The sequence below is a fragment of the Methylobacterium sp. D48H genome (assembly GCF_053345715.1).
This window is the reverse complement of the sequence record NZ_JBKFAP010000002.1, coordinates 257,861-272,853: the sequence shown is the minus strand read 5'-3', so window position 1 is coordinate 272,853 and position 14,993 is coordinate 257,861. Positions and strand designations below refer to the sequence as shown.

The following is a 14,993-nucleotide window of genomic DNA, read 5'->3' as shown; positions in this document are numbered from 1 at the left end:
CGGCGGCGCCTCACAGGGCGTCGCCGGCCACCGCCTGGGGCTTGGACATGCCCTGCACACCCTGGAAGAGCCGCTCGCTGGTCAGCTTGAGGAAGTAGAACCCGAATTCGGGGTTCTGGTAGTAGAGCTGCTTCACGTCCGAGTAGGACACGCACAGCGCGTGTCCCGCCTCGACGCAGACCAGCGAGGCGGTGCGGGCGTTGCCGGGCGACAGGAGCCCGAGCTCGCCGACGATCCCGCCCTGGCGGACCTCGAGGTCGACCTCCGGGATCCGGAACACGCCGCTCTCGATGTAGTACATCTCGGTGGCGAGTTCCCCCTTGCGGAACACCACCTCGCCGATGCCGAACGGGCGTCGGGAGCCGAAGGGTCGGAGCCATTCCAGGGACAGGTCGTTCTCGGCGGCCGTCTCCACGTCTTGGACGAGGCGCAGCATCTGCCAGAGCCGGTAGGCGTTGAACGGCATCTGGATCAATTCGGTCAGCACCACCGGCATGCTGCCGATCATGATGCCGTAGGTGATCACGGCGCAGCTCGCGCAGAGCGAGATGATCCGCAGCGGGATCATCGTGCTCATGGCCGTCGCCGTGATGGTCAGCGCCGTCCCGAGATAGCCGATGCCCTCGACCCAATCCATCGCCGCCCCCTGTCGCGTTTCGGCCGGGGGATGCCTGTCTTGTCCGGCTGCGGCAAGCGTTCCGGTAGGTTCCGCGCCGCGCGCGCTTCAGCCTGTGCCCGCCCGGATACGCTCGCCGGCGCCCGTCTGTACGACGGCGGACACGGCCTCGGCGGCCCGGACGCCCTCCGCGTAGGCGCCCCCGACCGTGCCCCACTGCTCCCGGGATAGCGCCTCGCCGGCGAACCAGACGGTGTCGGCGACGGCGGCGCGGAGGGCCTGTCGCGCCGGCGCGTGGCCCGGCGGGACCACGGCCCACGAGCCGCGCGACCACCGGTCGTGGCGCCACGCGCTCACAGCGGGGATCGTCAGGTCGCGCAGCCGCGCCCGGCCGAAATGCTCGCCCAGGACCGCGCGGACATGGCGGCGCACGCCGTCCGCACCGGATCCTGCCGCGTCGATCGCCGCCGCCTCGTGCAGGTCGAGCTCGTAGTAGTGGAACGGCGTGTCGTCGATGCGGGTGAGGAGGCCCGGCGGGGCGCGCCGCCCGCCGTGGATCGCCGCCAGCCGGTCGCGGCCGCGGAACGGGCTCGATGGCCAGTGCAGCACCGCGTGCTCGTAGATGCCGGTGGTGAAGCCGTCGATGGCGGCGCGGACCGCGTTCGGCAGCGGCGGCGTGAAGGTCGGCCCGTCCCGGAGCACCATCATCGGCACCGTCACGATCACCGCGCGGGCGGCGTAGACGGTCCCGTCGGCGCCTGTCGCGCGGACGCGGCCATCCGACCAGTCGATCCGCGTCACCGGCGTCGCGAGCGCCACCGGCAGGCCGTCCGCCAGGCGGGCGACGTAGCTGCCGTAGCCGTCGGCCAGGAAGTAGTTGTCGCCGTACTCCATGCTGGGGAAGTCGTGGAGCGAGACCGCCTCCAGCGGCCGGCCCGAGACGAGGCCGTGGACCTGCGCGACCCGGTCGCCCCAGGCACCGAGCCCGGGCGGCAGCGCGCTGGCGGCCGGCCGGTCGGGACCGGGCTGCGCGGCGCCACGGGTCATGGCGCGGTCCGCGCGGTCGAAGGCGCGCGCGTTGGCCCGGACGGCGTCGGCGCGGCCCGGCCGGCCCCCGACCCAGACATGGCTCTCCTGCGCGGCCCGGCGGAGCCGCTCGCCGCGCGCCCGGCCGAGCGCCACCAGGGGATTGATCGGCCCGGCATGGAGCCAGTGGGCACCGAGATCGAGGGCGTGGCCGCGGAGGGCCACCGTCACGGCCCGGCCTCCGACGCGGTCCCGCGCCTCCAGAACCGCGACGGGCACGCCCCGGGCCGCGAGGGTGCGGGCCGCGCCGATGCCGGCGGCGCCCGCGCCGATTACCAGCACCTCCGGCCTCTCTGGCAGCGGCGCGAGGCGCGGCCTGTAGGCGGGCCGGACGACCGGGTCGCTCCACGGGTGATCGGGCGCCCGCGGCGCCGAGATCTGTCCTGTCGTGTCCTGCACGCGTGCTCCCCGCACCCTGCCGCCCCTGCGACGGAGCCCGATCTTGCACCGGTCGCCGCACCGCTCCACAACGCGCCAGCGCCGCTTCCGGCGCAGGCCGGAACTCTCGCCCGATGCTCGTCGAGTCCGCCGCGGCGGCTTTGCGCCAGACCTTCTCGCCGCCGCTGCGCGCGATCCTGTGGAAGTCCCTCGGCCTGACGGTCGGGCTCCTGCTCCTGATCTGGCTCGGCCTGACCCGGCTGATCCAGGCCTTCCAGGCGAGCCACCACATCTCCGCCCAGTACCCGATCCTCGACAGCCTCGCCTACTACCTCGCGGGTTTCGGTCTGGTCGTGGCCCTCGCCTACCTGATGCCGGCGGTCTCGATCCTGGTGGCGGGCTTCTTCCTCGACGACGCGGCCGAGATCGTCGAGCGCACCGATTTCCCGAACGAGCCGCCCGGACGCGCCATGCCATTCGGGACCGCCATGCTCTACGCCCTGCGCTTCGCCGGTGTGACGCTGCTGGTGAACCTCGCGGCCCTGGTGATCTTCTTCGTCCCTGTCATCGGGATCGCGGCTTTCTTCGCCGCCAACGCCTACCTGCTGTCCCGCGAGTACTTCGAGATGGCGGCGGCCCGGTTCCGGCCCCTCCCCGAGGCCGCCGAGATGCGCCGCGCCTTCTCGGTCCGGACGCTCGGCGCCGGGTGCCTGCTGGCCGGCCTGATGATCGTCCCGGTCCTCAACCTGCTGACGCCCCTCTTCGGCATCGCCCTGATGGTCCACCTGCACAAGCGCCTCAGCCGGCGACTGCTGGTGGCCGGGCCGGCGCGTTAGGCCGGCGCGCCGATGCGGCCAATGCACACGCTGGCCGGCCGGCCCGCCGGGCGCTACCCTCACCGTGGCCCTGCGGGATGTCCGGGGCGGAGAGCCGATCGATGAAGGCGCACGACGCGGGCGCGGAAGTCCCTCCGCCGCCCGGCAAGGCCCCGTTCCTGCTGGTCGGCCTCGCCGGACTCGGCCTGCTCGCCTGGGGTGCCTACGGTCACTGGCAGCGCGACGTGGAGGCGACCGCGACGCTGGAGCGGATCAAGACCCTCGTGCCGCAGGTGCGCACCGTGGCCGCCGAGCGGGCCGAGGGCCCCCTCGATCTCGTGCTTCCCGGCGAGATCCAGGCCTTCACCACGGCGGCGATCGCCGCGCGCGCCACCGGCTACATCGCGGAGCGCCGGGTCGATATCGGATCCCGGGTCAAGGCGGGCGACCTCCTTCTGCGCATCGCCGCACCGGATCTCGACCAGCAGCTCGCGCAGGCCGAGGCGCAGGTCGGCCAGCTGAAGGCGCAGCTGCTCCAGGCGCAGGCGCAGGTCGAGCAGGCCCGCGCGAACGTGAACCTCGCCAACCTCACCAACAACCGCACCAGCACCCTGGCCGTGCAGGGCTGGGCCTCGCGGCAGAACGCCGACAACACCAAGGCGGGCGTGCTGAGCCAGGCCGCCGCGCTCGCCGCCGCCGAGGCCGGCGTGAAGGTCGCCACCGCCAACATCAAGGCGCAGGAGGCTGTGGTCGACCGCCTGAAGGCGCTCACCGCCTTCGAGCGTGTCGTGGCGCCGTTCGACGGGGTCGTGACCGTGCGCAACGTCGATGTCGGCGACCTCGTCCGCGCCGACAACGGGGGCACGCCGCTGCTGACCATGGATCAGGACAGCCTGCTGCGCATCACCGTCAACGTGCCGCAGAAGGATGCCGTCGGCGTCAAACCCGGGGTGCGGGCCGAGATCACCGTGCCGCAGATGCCGGGGCGGCGCTTCGAAGGCTACGTGGAGCGCAGCTCCGTCGCGCTGAACGCGGCGTCGCGCACGCTGACCACCCAGGTGGACGTCCCCAACGCCGACCGGGCGCTGCGGGCCGGGCTGTACGCCTACGTCACCCTCAAGATTCCCCGGGCGGAGCCCGGCGTGTCGATCCCCGCCGAGGCGACGGTGTTCGACGGCAACGACCTCAGGGTCGCCACCCTCAGCGACGACGACCGGGTGACGTGGCGGACGATCCGCGTCCGGCGCGATCTCGGGCGCACGCTGGAGCTCGACTCGGGGCTGCCTGCCGACAGCCGGATCATCTACAGCCCCGCCCCGGATCTGCGGGACGGCCAGTCCGTCGAGCCCCTGAAGTCACCGCCTCCGCCCGGGCCGCTCCGCTCGGCGCAGCGGTGAACGCGGGAAACACTCGACCGCGGGAATCACTCGGGCGCGCCGGCCGCGGACCGCGTCGCGACGGCGCGGCCGGCGCGCGGATACCGCCTCTGAGCTGTCGGAGACCGGTCGGTATATCGGTGCCGAGCTGGCGACATGAGCATCGCGCCGGCCGGATCCGTTGCTCAAATGCGCGCCACTCGTAATGAAAGGTTGCGTTCAATCGACGGGATCCGCTCGCCGGCACAAGCGCGGTGCCGAAGATTTCACCGATCGGGCGGTCGACTGTGCCTGATCCGCCGATTGCTCCGTGACTGTCGCGCGCAGCTGATCCGTGATCTGAGACAAGCCAGCTAATTGCCTCTTAACAAGTGACATTTATCGCTGGCCGGACGTGTGACCCAGCGACCTGTGCGATGCGAGATCCCGAGACACCGACGGCGTGCGCGGACCGAGCCGGGCACACCCGCGCGGCCGCGACGCGGACGGGCCGTATCACGTCGATCCGCGCCGCGGTCAGCGTCGCCTTCCTCTGTGTCGGTCTTCTCCTGGGCGCGCTCGCGCTCTCGGCTGGCTTGGCGATCACGCAGGTCGGGACGCTCGTCACACGGACCTACGACGAATCCCTGACCTCGATCAGCTTCGCCCGCGCGGTGGCGGCCGATTTCGCGAAGATGCGCGCTGCCCTCGTCCGGCGGATGCAGACCGGCGACGCTGCCGAGGTGGCGAAGCGGGATGCGGACATCACCGACCTCTCGGCGATCCTGGCCGAGGATCTCACCATCGCGGCCGAGCGGGCCCAGTCCGAGCGGGCGGCGCGGACGGCCGAGGCCGTCCAGACCAGCGTGGCGTCCTGGGAGAGCCTGCGCCGCGCTTTCGATCCCGTGACGGTTCGGCCGGATCAGAAGGCGGCTCTCGAACGGCAGGCCGACGCAATCGAAGGCCAGATCGATCTCCTGATCAACGTCATGGCCGGCGACGGCTTCACCTTCCGACAGGCTGCGCGGCAGCGCGTGCGGGGCGTCGTCCGGTGGCACGCCATCGCGGCGGCCCTCGTGATCATCGCCTGCGGGCTGATCGCCTGGCTGCTCACCCGCCACATCGGCGGATCGGTCGGCGCGCCGGCCGAGGCGGCCGAACGGATCGCGGGCGGCCAGCGCGACGATCGGATCCCCACCGGCGGCCGCGACCGGTTGAGCCGGCTGCTGAACGCCGTCGCGGCGATGCGGTCGACCATCCGGGCTCTCACGCTCCGCGAGGGCAGCCAGCGCCGGGGCACCGAGACGCAGGTGGCGGACGCGCTGCAGACAGCACGGGAAGGCGTCGTCGTGGTCGATGCCGACGGCCGGATCACCCTGGCCAACGCGCAGGCCCTGCGCTTCTTCGACGGGCTCGACGCTGCCATCGAGGCCGGTCTGTCGCTGACGAAGGTTGCGCACGAGCCGCAGGACCACCGCTCGGATGTCCCGGAGGATCGCTTCGGAGCCCTGGCCCGGGACGGTGACGTCCGGTTGGCCGACGGCCGCTGGCTGCGGGTGAGTCGCACCGCGACCCGGCAGGGCGGCTTCATCGCGGTGTGCAGCGATATCAGCCTGCTCAAGGAGCAGGCTCATTTCCTGACCCGGACCAACCTGCGCCTCGATGCGGCCCTCGACACCATGTCCCAGGGGCTCTGCCTGTACGACGCGCAGCATCGGTTGATGGTGGTCAACCGGCGCTACGGCGAGATCTACGGCCTGCCGCCCGGCACGGTCGTACCTGGCATGACGGCCCTCGAGGTCCTGAGCGCCAGTCTCGCGGCCGGCGACCATCCCGGCTGCGATCTCGAAGCGCTGCTGCGCCAGCAGCGGGACGCCTTCAGCAACGGCGTTTGGCAGACGCATTTCCAGGAGCTGAGCAACGGCCGCATCGTCGCCATCGACCGGCGTGAGGCCGCCGATGGCGGCTTCGTGGCCACCTACGAGGACGTCACGGAGCGCCGCCGGGCCGAGGCCCGCATCGCCTTCCTGGCGCATCACGACATGCTGACCGGCCTGCCCAACCGGGTGGCGGTGGGGCAGCAGATCGACGTGGCCGTGGCGCAGGCCGGGCGCGACCAGGGCTTCGCGGTCTTCGCCATCGACCTCGACGACTTCCGGCCGGTCAACGAGACCCTGGGCCACGGGATCGGCGACGAGCTGCTCGTCGCGGTCGCGAATCGGCTCACCGCCTGCGTGCGCGAGATCGACTGCGTCGCGCGCCTCGGTGCCGACGAGTTCATCGTGGTCCAGCGCGGCGTCGACCGGCCCGAGGACGCCGCCATCCTCGCCCGGCGCATCATCGCGGTCGTCGGCGCGCCCTACAGCCTGACCCATCACACGATCTGCGTCGGGCTCACCATCGGCATCACCCTCGCCCCGAGCGACGGGTCCGACGCGGACAAGCTCCTGAAGAACGCCGAAGTCGCCCTCGACCGGGGCAAGGCCGAGGCGCGCGGAGCGTTCCGCTTCTTCGAACCGGCCATGGATGCCCGCCTCATGGCCCGGCGGATCATGGAGCGCGACCTGCGTGACGCCCTCGCCCGGGAGGCGTTCGAGGTATACTACCAGCCGATCTACAGCCTCGAGACGGACCGGATCTGCGGCTTCGAGGCGCTGCTGCGCTGGAGCCACGCGGTCCGCGGCTCCGTCTCGCCGGCCGAATTCATCCCGATCGCCGAGGAGCTCGGGCTGATCGTGCCGCTCGGCGAGTGGGTGCTGCGCCGCGCCTGCGAGGAGGCCGCTCGCTGGCCGGACGAGCTCAAGGTCGCCGTCAACGTCTCGGCCGTGCAGTTCACCTCGGCGAGTCTCGTCACCGCCGTGCGCGAGGCGCTGCGGCGGACCGGGTTGCCGGGCCGGCGCCTGGAGCTGGAGATCACCGAGACGGTCCTGGTGGCCAATCCCGGTGCGACGACGGCGATCCTGCATAGCCTGCGCGCGCTGGGCGTGCGCGTGGCGATGGACGATTTCGGCACCGGCTACTCGTCGCTCAGCTACCTGCGCTCCTTCCCGTTCGACAAGATCAAGATCGACCAGTCCTTCGTGCGCGACCTGTGCGTGAAGGACGGGACCGATTTCATCGTTCGGGCGGTGATCGGCCTCGGTGCCAGCCTCGGCATGACGACGACCGCCGAGGGCGTCGAGACGGAGGCACAACTCGCGCATCTGCGCGCCGAGGGCTGCGACGAGGTCCAGGGCTACCTGTTCAGCCGCGCCGTCCCCGTCTCGGAGGTCGCCTCGGTCATCCGCCGCTGGAACGGCACGCTCCGGGCGATCGCCTGACCATCGCGGTGTCCGGCGGTGCGCGCCGCCCCCGCGAGGGGACAGCGCGCGTCGTTGGCCGGTCGGATGACCGGTCGGAGATCTGCCCTACTCGGCCGCGTCGAGGCGCGGGCGCTCGATGTGGCTGCGCTCGGCCTTGACCAGCTCGGCCGTGCGGAACGCCACCTCCAGCGCCTGCTCCGCGTTGAGACGCGGGTCGCAGTAGGTGTGGTAGCGGTCCTGCAGGTCGTCTGCCGTCAGGGCCCGGGCGCCGCCCGTGCACTCGGTCACGTCCTTGCCGGTCATCTCCAGGTGGATGCCGCCCGCGAAGGTGCCCTCGGCGCGGTGGACGCCGAAGAAGCCCTCGATCTCCTGCATCACCCGCTCGAACGGCCGGGTCTTGTAGCGGCCGGCCGGGATCGTGTTGCCGTGCATCGGATCGCAGATCCACACGACCGAGCGCCCTTCCCGCTCGACCGCCCGGATCAGCGCCGGCAGGTGGTCGCCGACCTTGTCGGCGCCGAAGCGGCAGATCAGGCTGAGGCGCCCCGGCTCGTTCTCCGGGTTGAGCAGGTCGATGAGCCGGATCAGGCCCTCCGCCTTCATGGACGGGCCGCACTTGAGGCCGATCGGGTTCTTGATGCCGCGGGCGTACTCGACGTGGGCGTGGTCCGGCTGCCGGGTCCGGTCGCCGATCCACAGCATGTGGCCGGAGGTCGCGTACCAGTCGCCGGTCGTCGAATCGACGCGGGTCAGCGCCTCCTCGTAGCCGAGCAGCAGGGCCTCGTGACTGGTGTAGAAGTCGGTGGTCCGCACCTCCGGATGGGTCTCCGGATTGATGCCGATCGCCCGCATGAAGTCGAGCGCGTCGGTCATGCGGCCGGCCACGTCCTGGTAACGCGAGGATTGCGGCGAATCCTTCACGAAGCCCAGCATCCAGCGATGCGCATTCTCGAGGTTCGCGTAACCGCCGGTTGCGAAGGCGCGCAGCAGGTTCAGCGTCGCGGCCGATTGCCGGTACGCCTCGAGCTGGCGGCGCGGATCCGGCACCCGCGACTCCTCGGTGAAGCCGATGCCGTTGATGATGTCGCCCCGGTAGCTCGGCAGGCTCACGCCCTCGAGGGTCTCGGTCGGCGACGAGCGCGGCTTGGCGAACTGCCCGGCGATGCGCCCGACCTTCACCACGGGCGAACCGCCCGCGAAGGTCAGCACCATCGCCATCTGCAGGAACACCCGGAAGAAGTCGCGGATGTTGTCGGCAGAGTGCTCGTCGAAGCTCTCGGCGCAGTCGCCGCCCTGGAGCAGGAAGGCCTGGCCCGCGGCGACGCGCCCGAGCGCGGCCTTCAGCTTGCGGGCCTCACCGGCAAAGACCAGCGGCGGAAAGCTCGCGATCTGCGACTCGACGGCACCGAGGCTGGCGGCGTCCGGATAGGTGGGGGCCTGCTCGATCGGCAGATGTCTCCAGCTCTTCGGTGTCCAACGCTCGCCCATGGTCTCTCTCCGCGCACCTCTTCGTGCGATCGCGCCTACGCGCGAAGCGCGGCTTATAGAGAGGTTCCTCTACACTGGCGAGTGCCGTGAACCGGGGGGCAGGCGCGTCCCGGATTCAGGTCTCGGGTCAGGCCTCGCCGTCCTCGACCTCGATCCCGTGCTCGGCCAGAATCCAGAAGATCGCCTCCAGATCCTCGGCCGAGACGTCCCTGGGCGGCAGCGCCTCCTCCAGGTCGTCGTAGGTCAGGTTGCGGCTGCGCTGCGCCTCAGCTTTGGCGAGGAGGCGGTCGATCGCATGCCGGATGTCGGGGGAGAGGGCCTCGTGGCTCGGCGGCCGGTGGAAGGCCGGCCGCAGGGCGTCCTCCAGCAGGCCGTCGATGATCGCCTGCCGCCGCGCGTGCGCGTCGTCCTCGCGTCGTCCCTTGCCGGTGCCCTGCTTGCCCATGACCCTGATATGGCTCGGTCGCGCACCGCGTCGAGCCCCGGCCGCGGCGCAGGTCTCAGCCGACGCCGACCGGGTGCTTGGTGACCTCCGGGACGCGCATGGTCACCAGCTCCTCGGCGGCTGTCGGGTGGACCGCGATGGTCCGGTCGAAATCGGCCTTCGTGGCGCCCATGGTCACGGCGATGCCCACCGCCTGGATCACCTCCCCGGCATCGTGGCCGAAGATGTGGACGCCGACCACGCGGTCGCTGGCGCAGTCGACCAGCACCTTCATGAAGATCCGCTCCTCGCGGCCGGACAGGGTCGCCTTCATCGGGCGGAAGCGCGCCTTGTAGACGTCGATGTTGCCGTAGATCGCCCGGGCGGCCGCCTCGTTGTGGCCGACGACGCCGATCTCGGGGGTCGAGAACACCGCGGTCGGGATCAGGCGATGGTCGACGCAGGCCGGCTTGCCGCCGTAGACCGTGTCGGCGAAGGCGTGACCCTCGCGGATCGCCACCGGCGTCAGGTTGGCGCGGTTGGTCACGTCGCCCACCGCGTAGATCGACGGCACCTTGGTCTGCGAGTAGGCGTCGACCGGGATCGCACCGGCGGCGTCGGTCTCTATGCCGACCCGGTTGAGGCCGAGGCCCTCGACGTTCGGCCGCCGCCCCGTGGCGACGAGCACCTCGTCCACCAGGATCTCGCCGCCGTCGTCGAGCTGCGCGCAGAGGCCGCCGTCCCGGCGCTCGATGCGCCGCAGCGTGCGCCCGAGCCGCAGGTCCATGCGCTGTGCGTAAGCTTCGGCCAAGGCGTCGCGGATCTCGTCGTCGAACCCGCGCAGCAACCTGTCGCCCCGGTGCAGCAGCGTCGTGCGGCTGCCGAGTGCCGCGAAGACGCCGGCGAACTCCACCGCGATGTAGCCGCCGCCGATCACCAGGATCCGGTCCGGCAGGCGCTCCAGCTCGAACACCTCGTTGGAGGTGATCGCCAGGTCGATGCCCGGCACCGCCGGCTCCTTCACGGGGTGCGCGCCGACCGCCACCAGGATCCGCTCGGCCCGGATGGTGCGGCCGGACGCGACGAGGCGGATCGTGTGGGGATCCTCGATCACCGCCCGCTCTGGCACAATCTCGACGCCGGCGCGGATCAGGTTGGTGTCGTAGATGCCTTCGAGCCGGGTCACCTCCGCGTCGCGCCGCGTCTTGAGCGTGCCCCAGTCGAAGCGGGGCTTCTCCACCGTCCACCCGAAGCCCGCGGCGTCCTCGAACTCGTCGGCGAAGCGGCCGGCATAGACCATCAGTTTCTTCGGGACGCAGCCGCGGATCACGCAGGTTCCGCCCACCCGGTACTCCTCGGCCAGCGTCACCCGCGCGCCGTACCCGGCCGCGATCCGCGCCGCGCGGACACCACCGGACCCGCCGCCGATGACGAAGAGGTCGACGTCGAACGCGCTCATGCCGGACCGTCCCGTTCGGATCTCTCGATCGCGCCGCCCTGAGGGGCCGCGCGCATCCAGGTGATGGCAGCGCCGAGCCCCGCCGTCCACCACGCGGCCCAGCCGTTGTGCTCGACGAAGGCGATCGAAGCCGCGCAGGCCACGAGGCCGAGCGCCGCCGCGCGGTCGGGCCGCGGCAGCCGCGCGATCCGGGCGAGCATCAGCATCGCGGTCAGCGCCGCGAGGATCGCGCCGGGCAGGCCGAGCTCGACCCAGACCTGCAGGAAGCTGTTGTGCGGGTGCCCGACCCCGAGGAGGACGCGCATCTCCGGCGGCACCGTCTGCGCGACGGGCGTCTCGGCGAAGCGCGCGCTGGTGCCGACGCCCGCGCCGCGCCAGGGATCGGCCGCCACCGCGGCCCCGAAGCTGCGCGCGATCGCGACCCGGGCCCGGGACGAGGACTGAACGAGGCGTTCGTGGGCGGCCTCCGGCATGGCGCGGGCGAGGAGGTCGCCCTCGACCGGGGCGAGGATCAGCGCGAGGCCGAGACCGAGTCCGGCGAGGCCTATGCCGACCCGCCTGGGCAGCGAAAGCGCGAGGGTCGCCATCGCGGCGCCCGCCAGGAGGCCGAGCTGGGCGGCGCCGCTGATCGAGCGGACCACGCCGAGGCTCGCGAAGGCGAGCGTCGCGGCGGCGAGGCCGCGGGCGCGGTCCTTCCAGAGGACGAGGGCCAGCGGGCCGGCCACGAGGTCGAGGGTCAGGGCCGGCCGGTTGTGCACGAAGGCTGCGACCCGGCGCCCGAGGGCCCGCTCCAGGGCCAGATCCGAGGCGAGATCCACGGCGATCAGGAGTCCCGCCAGCGCGACCGCGATCGCGCCGAGCCGCGGCGCGAAGGCCGGGATCCGGCCGGGCGCGAGGCAGGCCAGCAGGTATGCGGCAAGCAGCGTCGGGAGGAACTCGCCCAGCACCCGCAGGGAGGCCGCCGGGAACGGGCTCCAGGCCAGCGAGACCAGCGCCCAGGCCAGGAAGGCGAGCGCCGCCCCGGCCAGCGGCGTCCGCAGCGGGGACAGGAGCGCGCGGCGCAGGGCGGACGCGTCCTCCGCCCATCGTCCGGCCAGGAAGGCGAGCGCCGCCAGCCCGACGACCAGCGGGCTCGACCGGTTGGCCAGCACCATGGCGAGCGGCATGGCCGCGAGGAGCGCGCCGCCCGCCGCGTACATGCGGCCGGCCGCTCTCATGGACGACCTCTCACGGCGATCCGCCCCCGGGAGCGGCTGCCCTCACTGCATCTGGTGTCCGCGCTTGCCCATCTCGGCGCGGACGCGGACCATGACGTATTCGGAGACGTCCTGCGTCCAGTCCTGCATCTCCTGCACCATCTCGTCGAGGAGCTGCGGCTGCGCCTCGACGTAGTGCTTGCCGGCGGGCGAGCGGAAGAAGGTCGCGATCTCCTTCAACTCGGTTTCCGAGAACTTCGACGCGTAGGTGCGCGCCGCGATGTCGATCATGCGCTGCTTCTGCAGTTCCATCTCCGGCTGCAGCGAGGCCAGGACCTCCTCGAGGTCCTTGGACAGCTCGGGACGGGTGACCGCCTGCTTGCGGATCTGGTCGGCGAAGGCCGGCAGCACCGAGTCGAACGACCGGGCGATGCCGGAGCTGAGCATCACCTCGCGGGCCAGGGCGAGGTGGGCCGGCGTGTAGGTGGCCGCGGCCGGGCTGTTGGCCGCGGGGGCGCCGGCGGCCGGCTGCGCCGCCGGCTTGGCCTGCGCGGCCTTCTGCGGCTGCGCGACCGCCGCGTGGGGGAGCGCCGGGAGCGCGAGGCCGAGCGCGAGGCTGAGCGCGAGGCCTGGCACGGCGGTGAGGCGACGGGACATGCTGGACTTTCTTGCGAGGATGGCCGGCGATGGAGGGCGGCGCCTCAGGTGAGGCTGCCGAGAACGGTGACCTCGGCCTGCCCGTCCCGCGCCGCCGCCAGGATCGCGGCGTCGGCGATGCCGAGGAACAGACCGTGCTCGACGACGCCCGGCACGGCCCAGAGGGCGGCGCCGAGGGCCTCCGGATCAGGAATCGCTCCGAGGCGCGCGTCGAGGATGTAATGGCCTCCGTCGGTGACCAGGGGCTTGCCATCCGTCAGGGCGCGCAGCCGGACCTCGCCGGAGCAGCCGGTCCCGGCGATTGCGGCCTCGACGGCCCGGTGCGTGGCCTTGAGGCCGAAGGGATTGACCTCGATCGGGAGCGGGAAGGCGCCCAGCCGCGCCACGTGCTTGGCCGCGTCGGCGATCACCACCATGCGATGGCTCGCGCAGGCGACGATCTTCTCGCGCAGGAGTGCCGCGCCGCCGCCCTTGATCAGGCGCAGCCGGTCGTCGACCTCGTCGGCGCCGTCGATGGTCAGGTCGAGCTCGGGCTGCTCGTCCAGGGTCGCGAGGCGGATGCCCAGGCCCTCGGCCTGCGCGCGCGTGGCCTCGGAGGTCGGGACGCCGACGATGTCGAGGCCGGCGCGGACGCGCTCGCCGAGGAGCGCCACGAAGGCCGCCGCCGTGGAGCCCGTGCCGAGGCCGAGCCGCATGCCCGGTTCGACGAGGTCGAGGGCGCGGGCGGCCGCGGCCCGCCTCAGGTCCGGCCCACTCACCGGGACACGGCCCGGTCGGCGAGGGGGAGCGAGGGAGCGCGGGTCATGGGCAGCCGGTCTTTCCGTGGGCGTCGGGCGGCCCCTAGCACGGGACCGGGCCGACCGGAACGCCCCGCCCGCACGGCCGCGTCACGGACGGCCGCCCTGGGTCGGGGTGGCGCTGGCGCCCGCGCGACCCGGGGCCGGACCGGTCAGCGGCGCGTCGGACGCGCCCTCGGCGCCCGGCTTGCCCTGCTGCGTGCAGACGACCTGCTCCTTCTTCACCAGCACGAAGCAGATGCTCATCTCGCCGGTGCGATAGTTCACCCGGAAGACGCCGGCCTCGCGGGTATGCCGGCTCGCCACCAGCCCGTATTCGGACGGGGTCTGCGGCCCGGCGCCCTCTCCCGATCCGAAGCAGACCGTCTGGCCGATGCCGCCCGCCGATTCCTGGAGGCCGTACTGGCAGGAGGTCACCTCGCCGGTCACCTTGTCGACCCGGTACATCCGGTTCAGGTCGGTCTGCGGGGCGGGCACGAACTCGAAGGAGGTCGCCGCCGCCGGCAGGGCTTGCAGCGCGGCGCAGGCGGCCAGGAGGGGCAGGAAGAGTTTCATCGCGGGTCCCGGGGCTGGTACGCGCTGCGTTTCGCTGCGCTTTCGGGCGAGTCTGGGGCGCCCGGTGAGACGATCCGCGCATCCGCCGTGCCGCGCCGGTCGGCTTGCCCCGGGTGCCCGGTCCCGATAGCGACGCCGTTCGAGATCCCGCCGAGCACGGAACCGCCCAGGCATGTCTACCGAATCGACGCGCAAGCCCCCGATCGCCGTGTTCGACCTGGACGGGACGCTCGCTGAGACCGCGGGCGACCTTATCGGCACCCTCAACGTGCTGATGAAGCGCGAGGGATTGGCCGAGCTGCCCCTCTCGCAGGCGCGCGGGCTGATCGGCGCCGGCGCCCGGGCGCTGATCCGGCGGGGTTTCGAGGCCGAGGGCCGGCCACTCTCGCCGGAGGACCACGACCGGCTGTTCGACGCCTTCATCGCCCATTACGGGGCGCACCTCGCCGACACGTCCCACCTCTTCCCGGGCGTTGTCGAGGCGCTCGACGCCCTCGAGGCGGCGGGTTTCCGGCTCGCGGTCTGCACCAACAAGTACGAGGGGCAGTCGGTCGAGCTGCTGCGCCTCCTCGGCATCGGCCACCGCTTCGCGGCGATCTGCGGTCGGGACACCTTCCCGCAGTCGAAGCCCGACCCGCGCCACCTGACCGGCACCATCGCCCGCGCCGACGGCGATCCGGCCCGCGCGGTGATGGTAGGCGATTCCCGCACCGACATCGACACCGCCAAGGCCGCCGGGATCCCGGTGGTGGCGGTCACCTTCGGCTACACCGACCGCCCGGTCGCCGAGCTCGGGCCCGACCGGGTGATCGAGCACTTCTCTGAGCTGGTCGAGGCGGTCGGCGCCCTCGTGCCGGCTGCCTGA

At 72.3% G+C, this 14,993-nt stretch carries 13 protein-coding genes; 4 read left to right on the top strand and 9 right to left on the bottom strand.

Features of this window, described 5'->3' with window-relative positions; translation table 11 throughout:
* Positions 1–10: 10 nt before the first annotated feature.
* Entirely contained in the window at positions 11–637 is a 627-nt protein-coding gene (locus ACLBX8_RS07450; RefSeq protein WP_447714835.1) for a Crp/Fnr family transcriptional regulator, read from the bottom strand.
* A gap of 87 nt (positions 638–724) precedes the next feature.
* Positions 725–2,080, bottom strand: a complete 1,356-nt coding sequence (locus ACLBX8_RS07445) for a flavin monoamine oxidase family protein (RefSeq protein ID WP_447698804.1) — start codon at positions 2,078–2,080, stop codon at positions 725–727.
* Between the two features lie 134 nt (positions 2,081–2,214).
* Here ACLBX8_RS07445 and ACLBX8_RS07440 point away from each other — a divergent pair, with 134 nt between their 5' ends.
* The 3 genes from ACLBX8_RS07440 (at position 2,215) to ACLBX8_RS07430 (ending at position 7,570) form a co-directional block, all read left to right on the top strand.
* Positions 2,215–2,916: a sulfate transporter family protein gene (locus tag ACLBX8_RS07440; protein WP_091676735.1), complete on the top strand. Its 702-nt coding sequence runs from the start codon at positions 2,215–2,217 to the stop codon at positions 2,914–2,916.
* A 101-nt stretch (positions 2,917–3,017) separates the two neighbouring features.
* On the top strand, positions 3,018–4,292 hold the full coding sequence (locus tag ACLBX8_RS07435) for an efflux RND transporter periplasmic adaptor subunit (RefSeq protein ID WP_447698640.1): 1,275 nt from the start codon (positions 3,018–3,020) through the stop codon (positions 4,290–4,292).
* A 395-nt stretch (positions 4,293–4,687) separates the two neighbouring features.
* A complete protein-coding gene (locus ACLBX8_RS07430; RefSeq protein ID WP_447714834.1) occupies positions 4,688–7,570 on the top strand; it encodes an EAL domain-containing protein in 2,883 nt (960 codons plus the stop codon).
* Between the two features lie 87 nt (positions 7,571–7,657).
* Here the strand turns inward: ACLBX8_RS07430 and ACLBX8_RS07425 are convergent, their stop codons facing one another.
* The 7 genes from ACLBX8_RS07425 to ACLBX8_RS07395 form a co-directional block, all read right to left on the bottom strand.
* Positions 7,658–9,040 (bottom strand): class II 3-deoxy-7-phosphoheptulonate synthase, encoded by a 1,383-nt coding sequence (locus ACLBX8_RS07425; RefSeq protein WP_447714833.1) that lies wholly within the window; start codon positions 9,038–9,040, stop codon positions 7,658–7,660.
* Positions 9,041–9,167: 127 nt separating this feature from the next.
* Complete coding sequence (locus tag ACLBX8_RS07420; RefSeq protein WP_020092109.1) at positions 9,168–9,485, bottom strand: RNA polymerase sigma factor region1.1 domain-containing protein; 318 nt, start codon at positions 9,483–9,485, stop codon at positions 9,168–9,170.
* Between the two features lie 55 nt (positions 9,486–9,540).
* The gene (gene gor / locus ACLBX8_RS07415) at positions 9,541–10,923 is read right to left on the bottom strand and encodes a glutathione-disulfide reductase (protein ID WP_447714832.1); all 1,383 of its coding nucleotides are present in this window, start codon (positions 10,921–10,923) and stop codon (positions 9,541–9,543) included.
* Positions 10,920–12,140, bottom strand: coding sequence for an O-antigen ligase family protein (locus tag ACLBX8_RS07410; protein ID WP_447714831.1), 1,221 nt, complete (start codon positions 12,138–12,140; stop codon positions 10,920–10,922). Before ACLBX8_RS07410 ends, gor begins: the two co-directional genes overlap by 4 nt.
* A 42-nt stretch (positions 12,141–12,182) precedes the next feature.
* Positions 12,183–12,776 carry a DUF2059 domain-containing protein gene (locus tag ACLBX8_RS07405; protein ID WP_020092106.1) on the bottom strand — a complete coding sequence of 198 codons (594 nt, stop codon included), beginning with the start codon at positions 12,774–12,776 and terminating at the stop codon, positions 12,183–12,185.
* Between the two features lie 44 nt (positions 12,777–12,820).
* Positions 12,821–13,534, bottom strand: a complete 714-nt coding sequence (gene rpiA, locus ACLBX8_RS07400) for a ribose-5-phosphate isomerase RpiA (RefSeq protein WP_020092105.1) — start codon at positions 13,532–13,534, stop codon at positions 12,821–12,823.
* Between the two features lie 129 nt (positions 13,535–13,663).
* Entirely contained in the window at positions 13,664–14,128 is a 465-nt protein-coding gene (locus ACLBX8_RS07395; RefSeq protein ID WP_020092104.1) for a hypothetical protein, read from the bottom strand.
* A gap of 172 nt (positions 14,129–14,300) precedes the next feature.
* Between ACLBX8_RS07395 and gph the strand changes: the two genes are divergently transcribed.
* A complete protein-coding gene (gene gph / locus ACLBX8_RS07390) occupies positions 14,301–14,993 on the top strand; it encodes a phosphoglycolate phosphatase (RefSeq protein ID WP_091976445.1) in 693 nt (230 codons plus the stop codon).

Excerpts from the sequence above, each read along its gene's own strand:
- ACLBX8_RS07450 (WP_447714835.1), bottom strand. The coding sequence starts at position 637 with ATGGATTGGGTCGAGGGCATCGGCTATCTCGGGACGGCGCTGACCATC.
- ACLBX8_RS07440 (WP_091676735.1), top strand. The coding sequence starts at position 2,215 with ATGCTCGTCGAGTCCGCCGCGGCGGCTTTGCGCCAGACCTTCTCGCCG.
- ACLBX8_RS07435 (WP_447698640.1), top strand. The coding sequence starts at position 3,018 with ATGAAGGCGCACGACGCGGGCGCGGAAGTCCCTCCGCCGCCCGGCAAG.
- ACLBX8_RS07430 (WP_447714834.1), top strand. The coding sequence starts at position 4,688 with ATGCGAGATCCCGAGACACCGACGGCGTGCGCGGACCGAGCCGGGCAC.
- ACLBX8_RS07425 (WP_447714833.1), bottom strand. The coding sequence starts at position 9,040 with ATGGGCGAGCGTTGGACACCGAAGAGCTGGAGACATCTGCCGATCGAG.
- ACLBX8_RS07420 (WP_020092109.1), bottom strand. The coding sequence starts at position 9,485 with ATGGGCAAGCAGGGCACCGGCAAGGGACGACGCGAGGACGACGCGCAC.
- gor (WP_447714832.1), bottom strand. The coding sequence starts at position 10,923 with ATGAGCGCGTTCGACGTCGACCTCTTCGTCATCGGCGGCGGGTCCGGT.
- ACLBX8_RS07410 (WP_447714831.1), bottom strand. The coding sequence starts at position 12,140 with ATGAGAGCGGCCGGCCGCATGTACGCGGCGGGCGGCGCGCTCCTCGCG.
- ACLBX8_RS07405 (WP_020092106.1), bottom strand. The coding sequence starts at position 12,776 with ATGTCCCGTCGCCTCACCGCCGTGCCAGGCCTCGCGCTCAGCCTCGCG.
- ACLBX8_RS07395 (WP_020092104.1), bottom strand. The coding sequence starts at position 14,128 with ATGAAACTCTTCCTGCCCCTCCTGGCCGCCTGCGCCGCGCTGCAAGCC.
- gph (WP_091976445.1), top strand. The coding sequence starts at position 14,301 with ATGTCTACCGAATCGACGCGCAAGCCCCCGATCGCCGTGTTCGACCTG.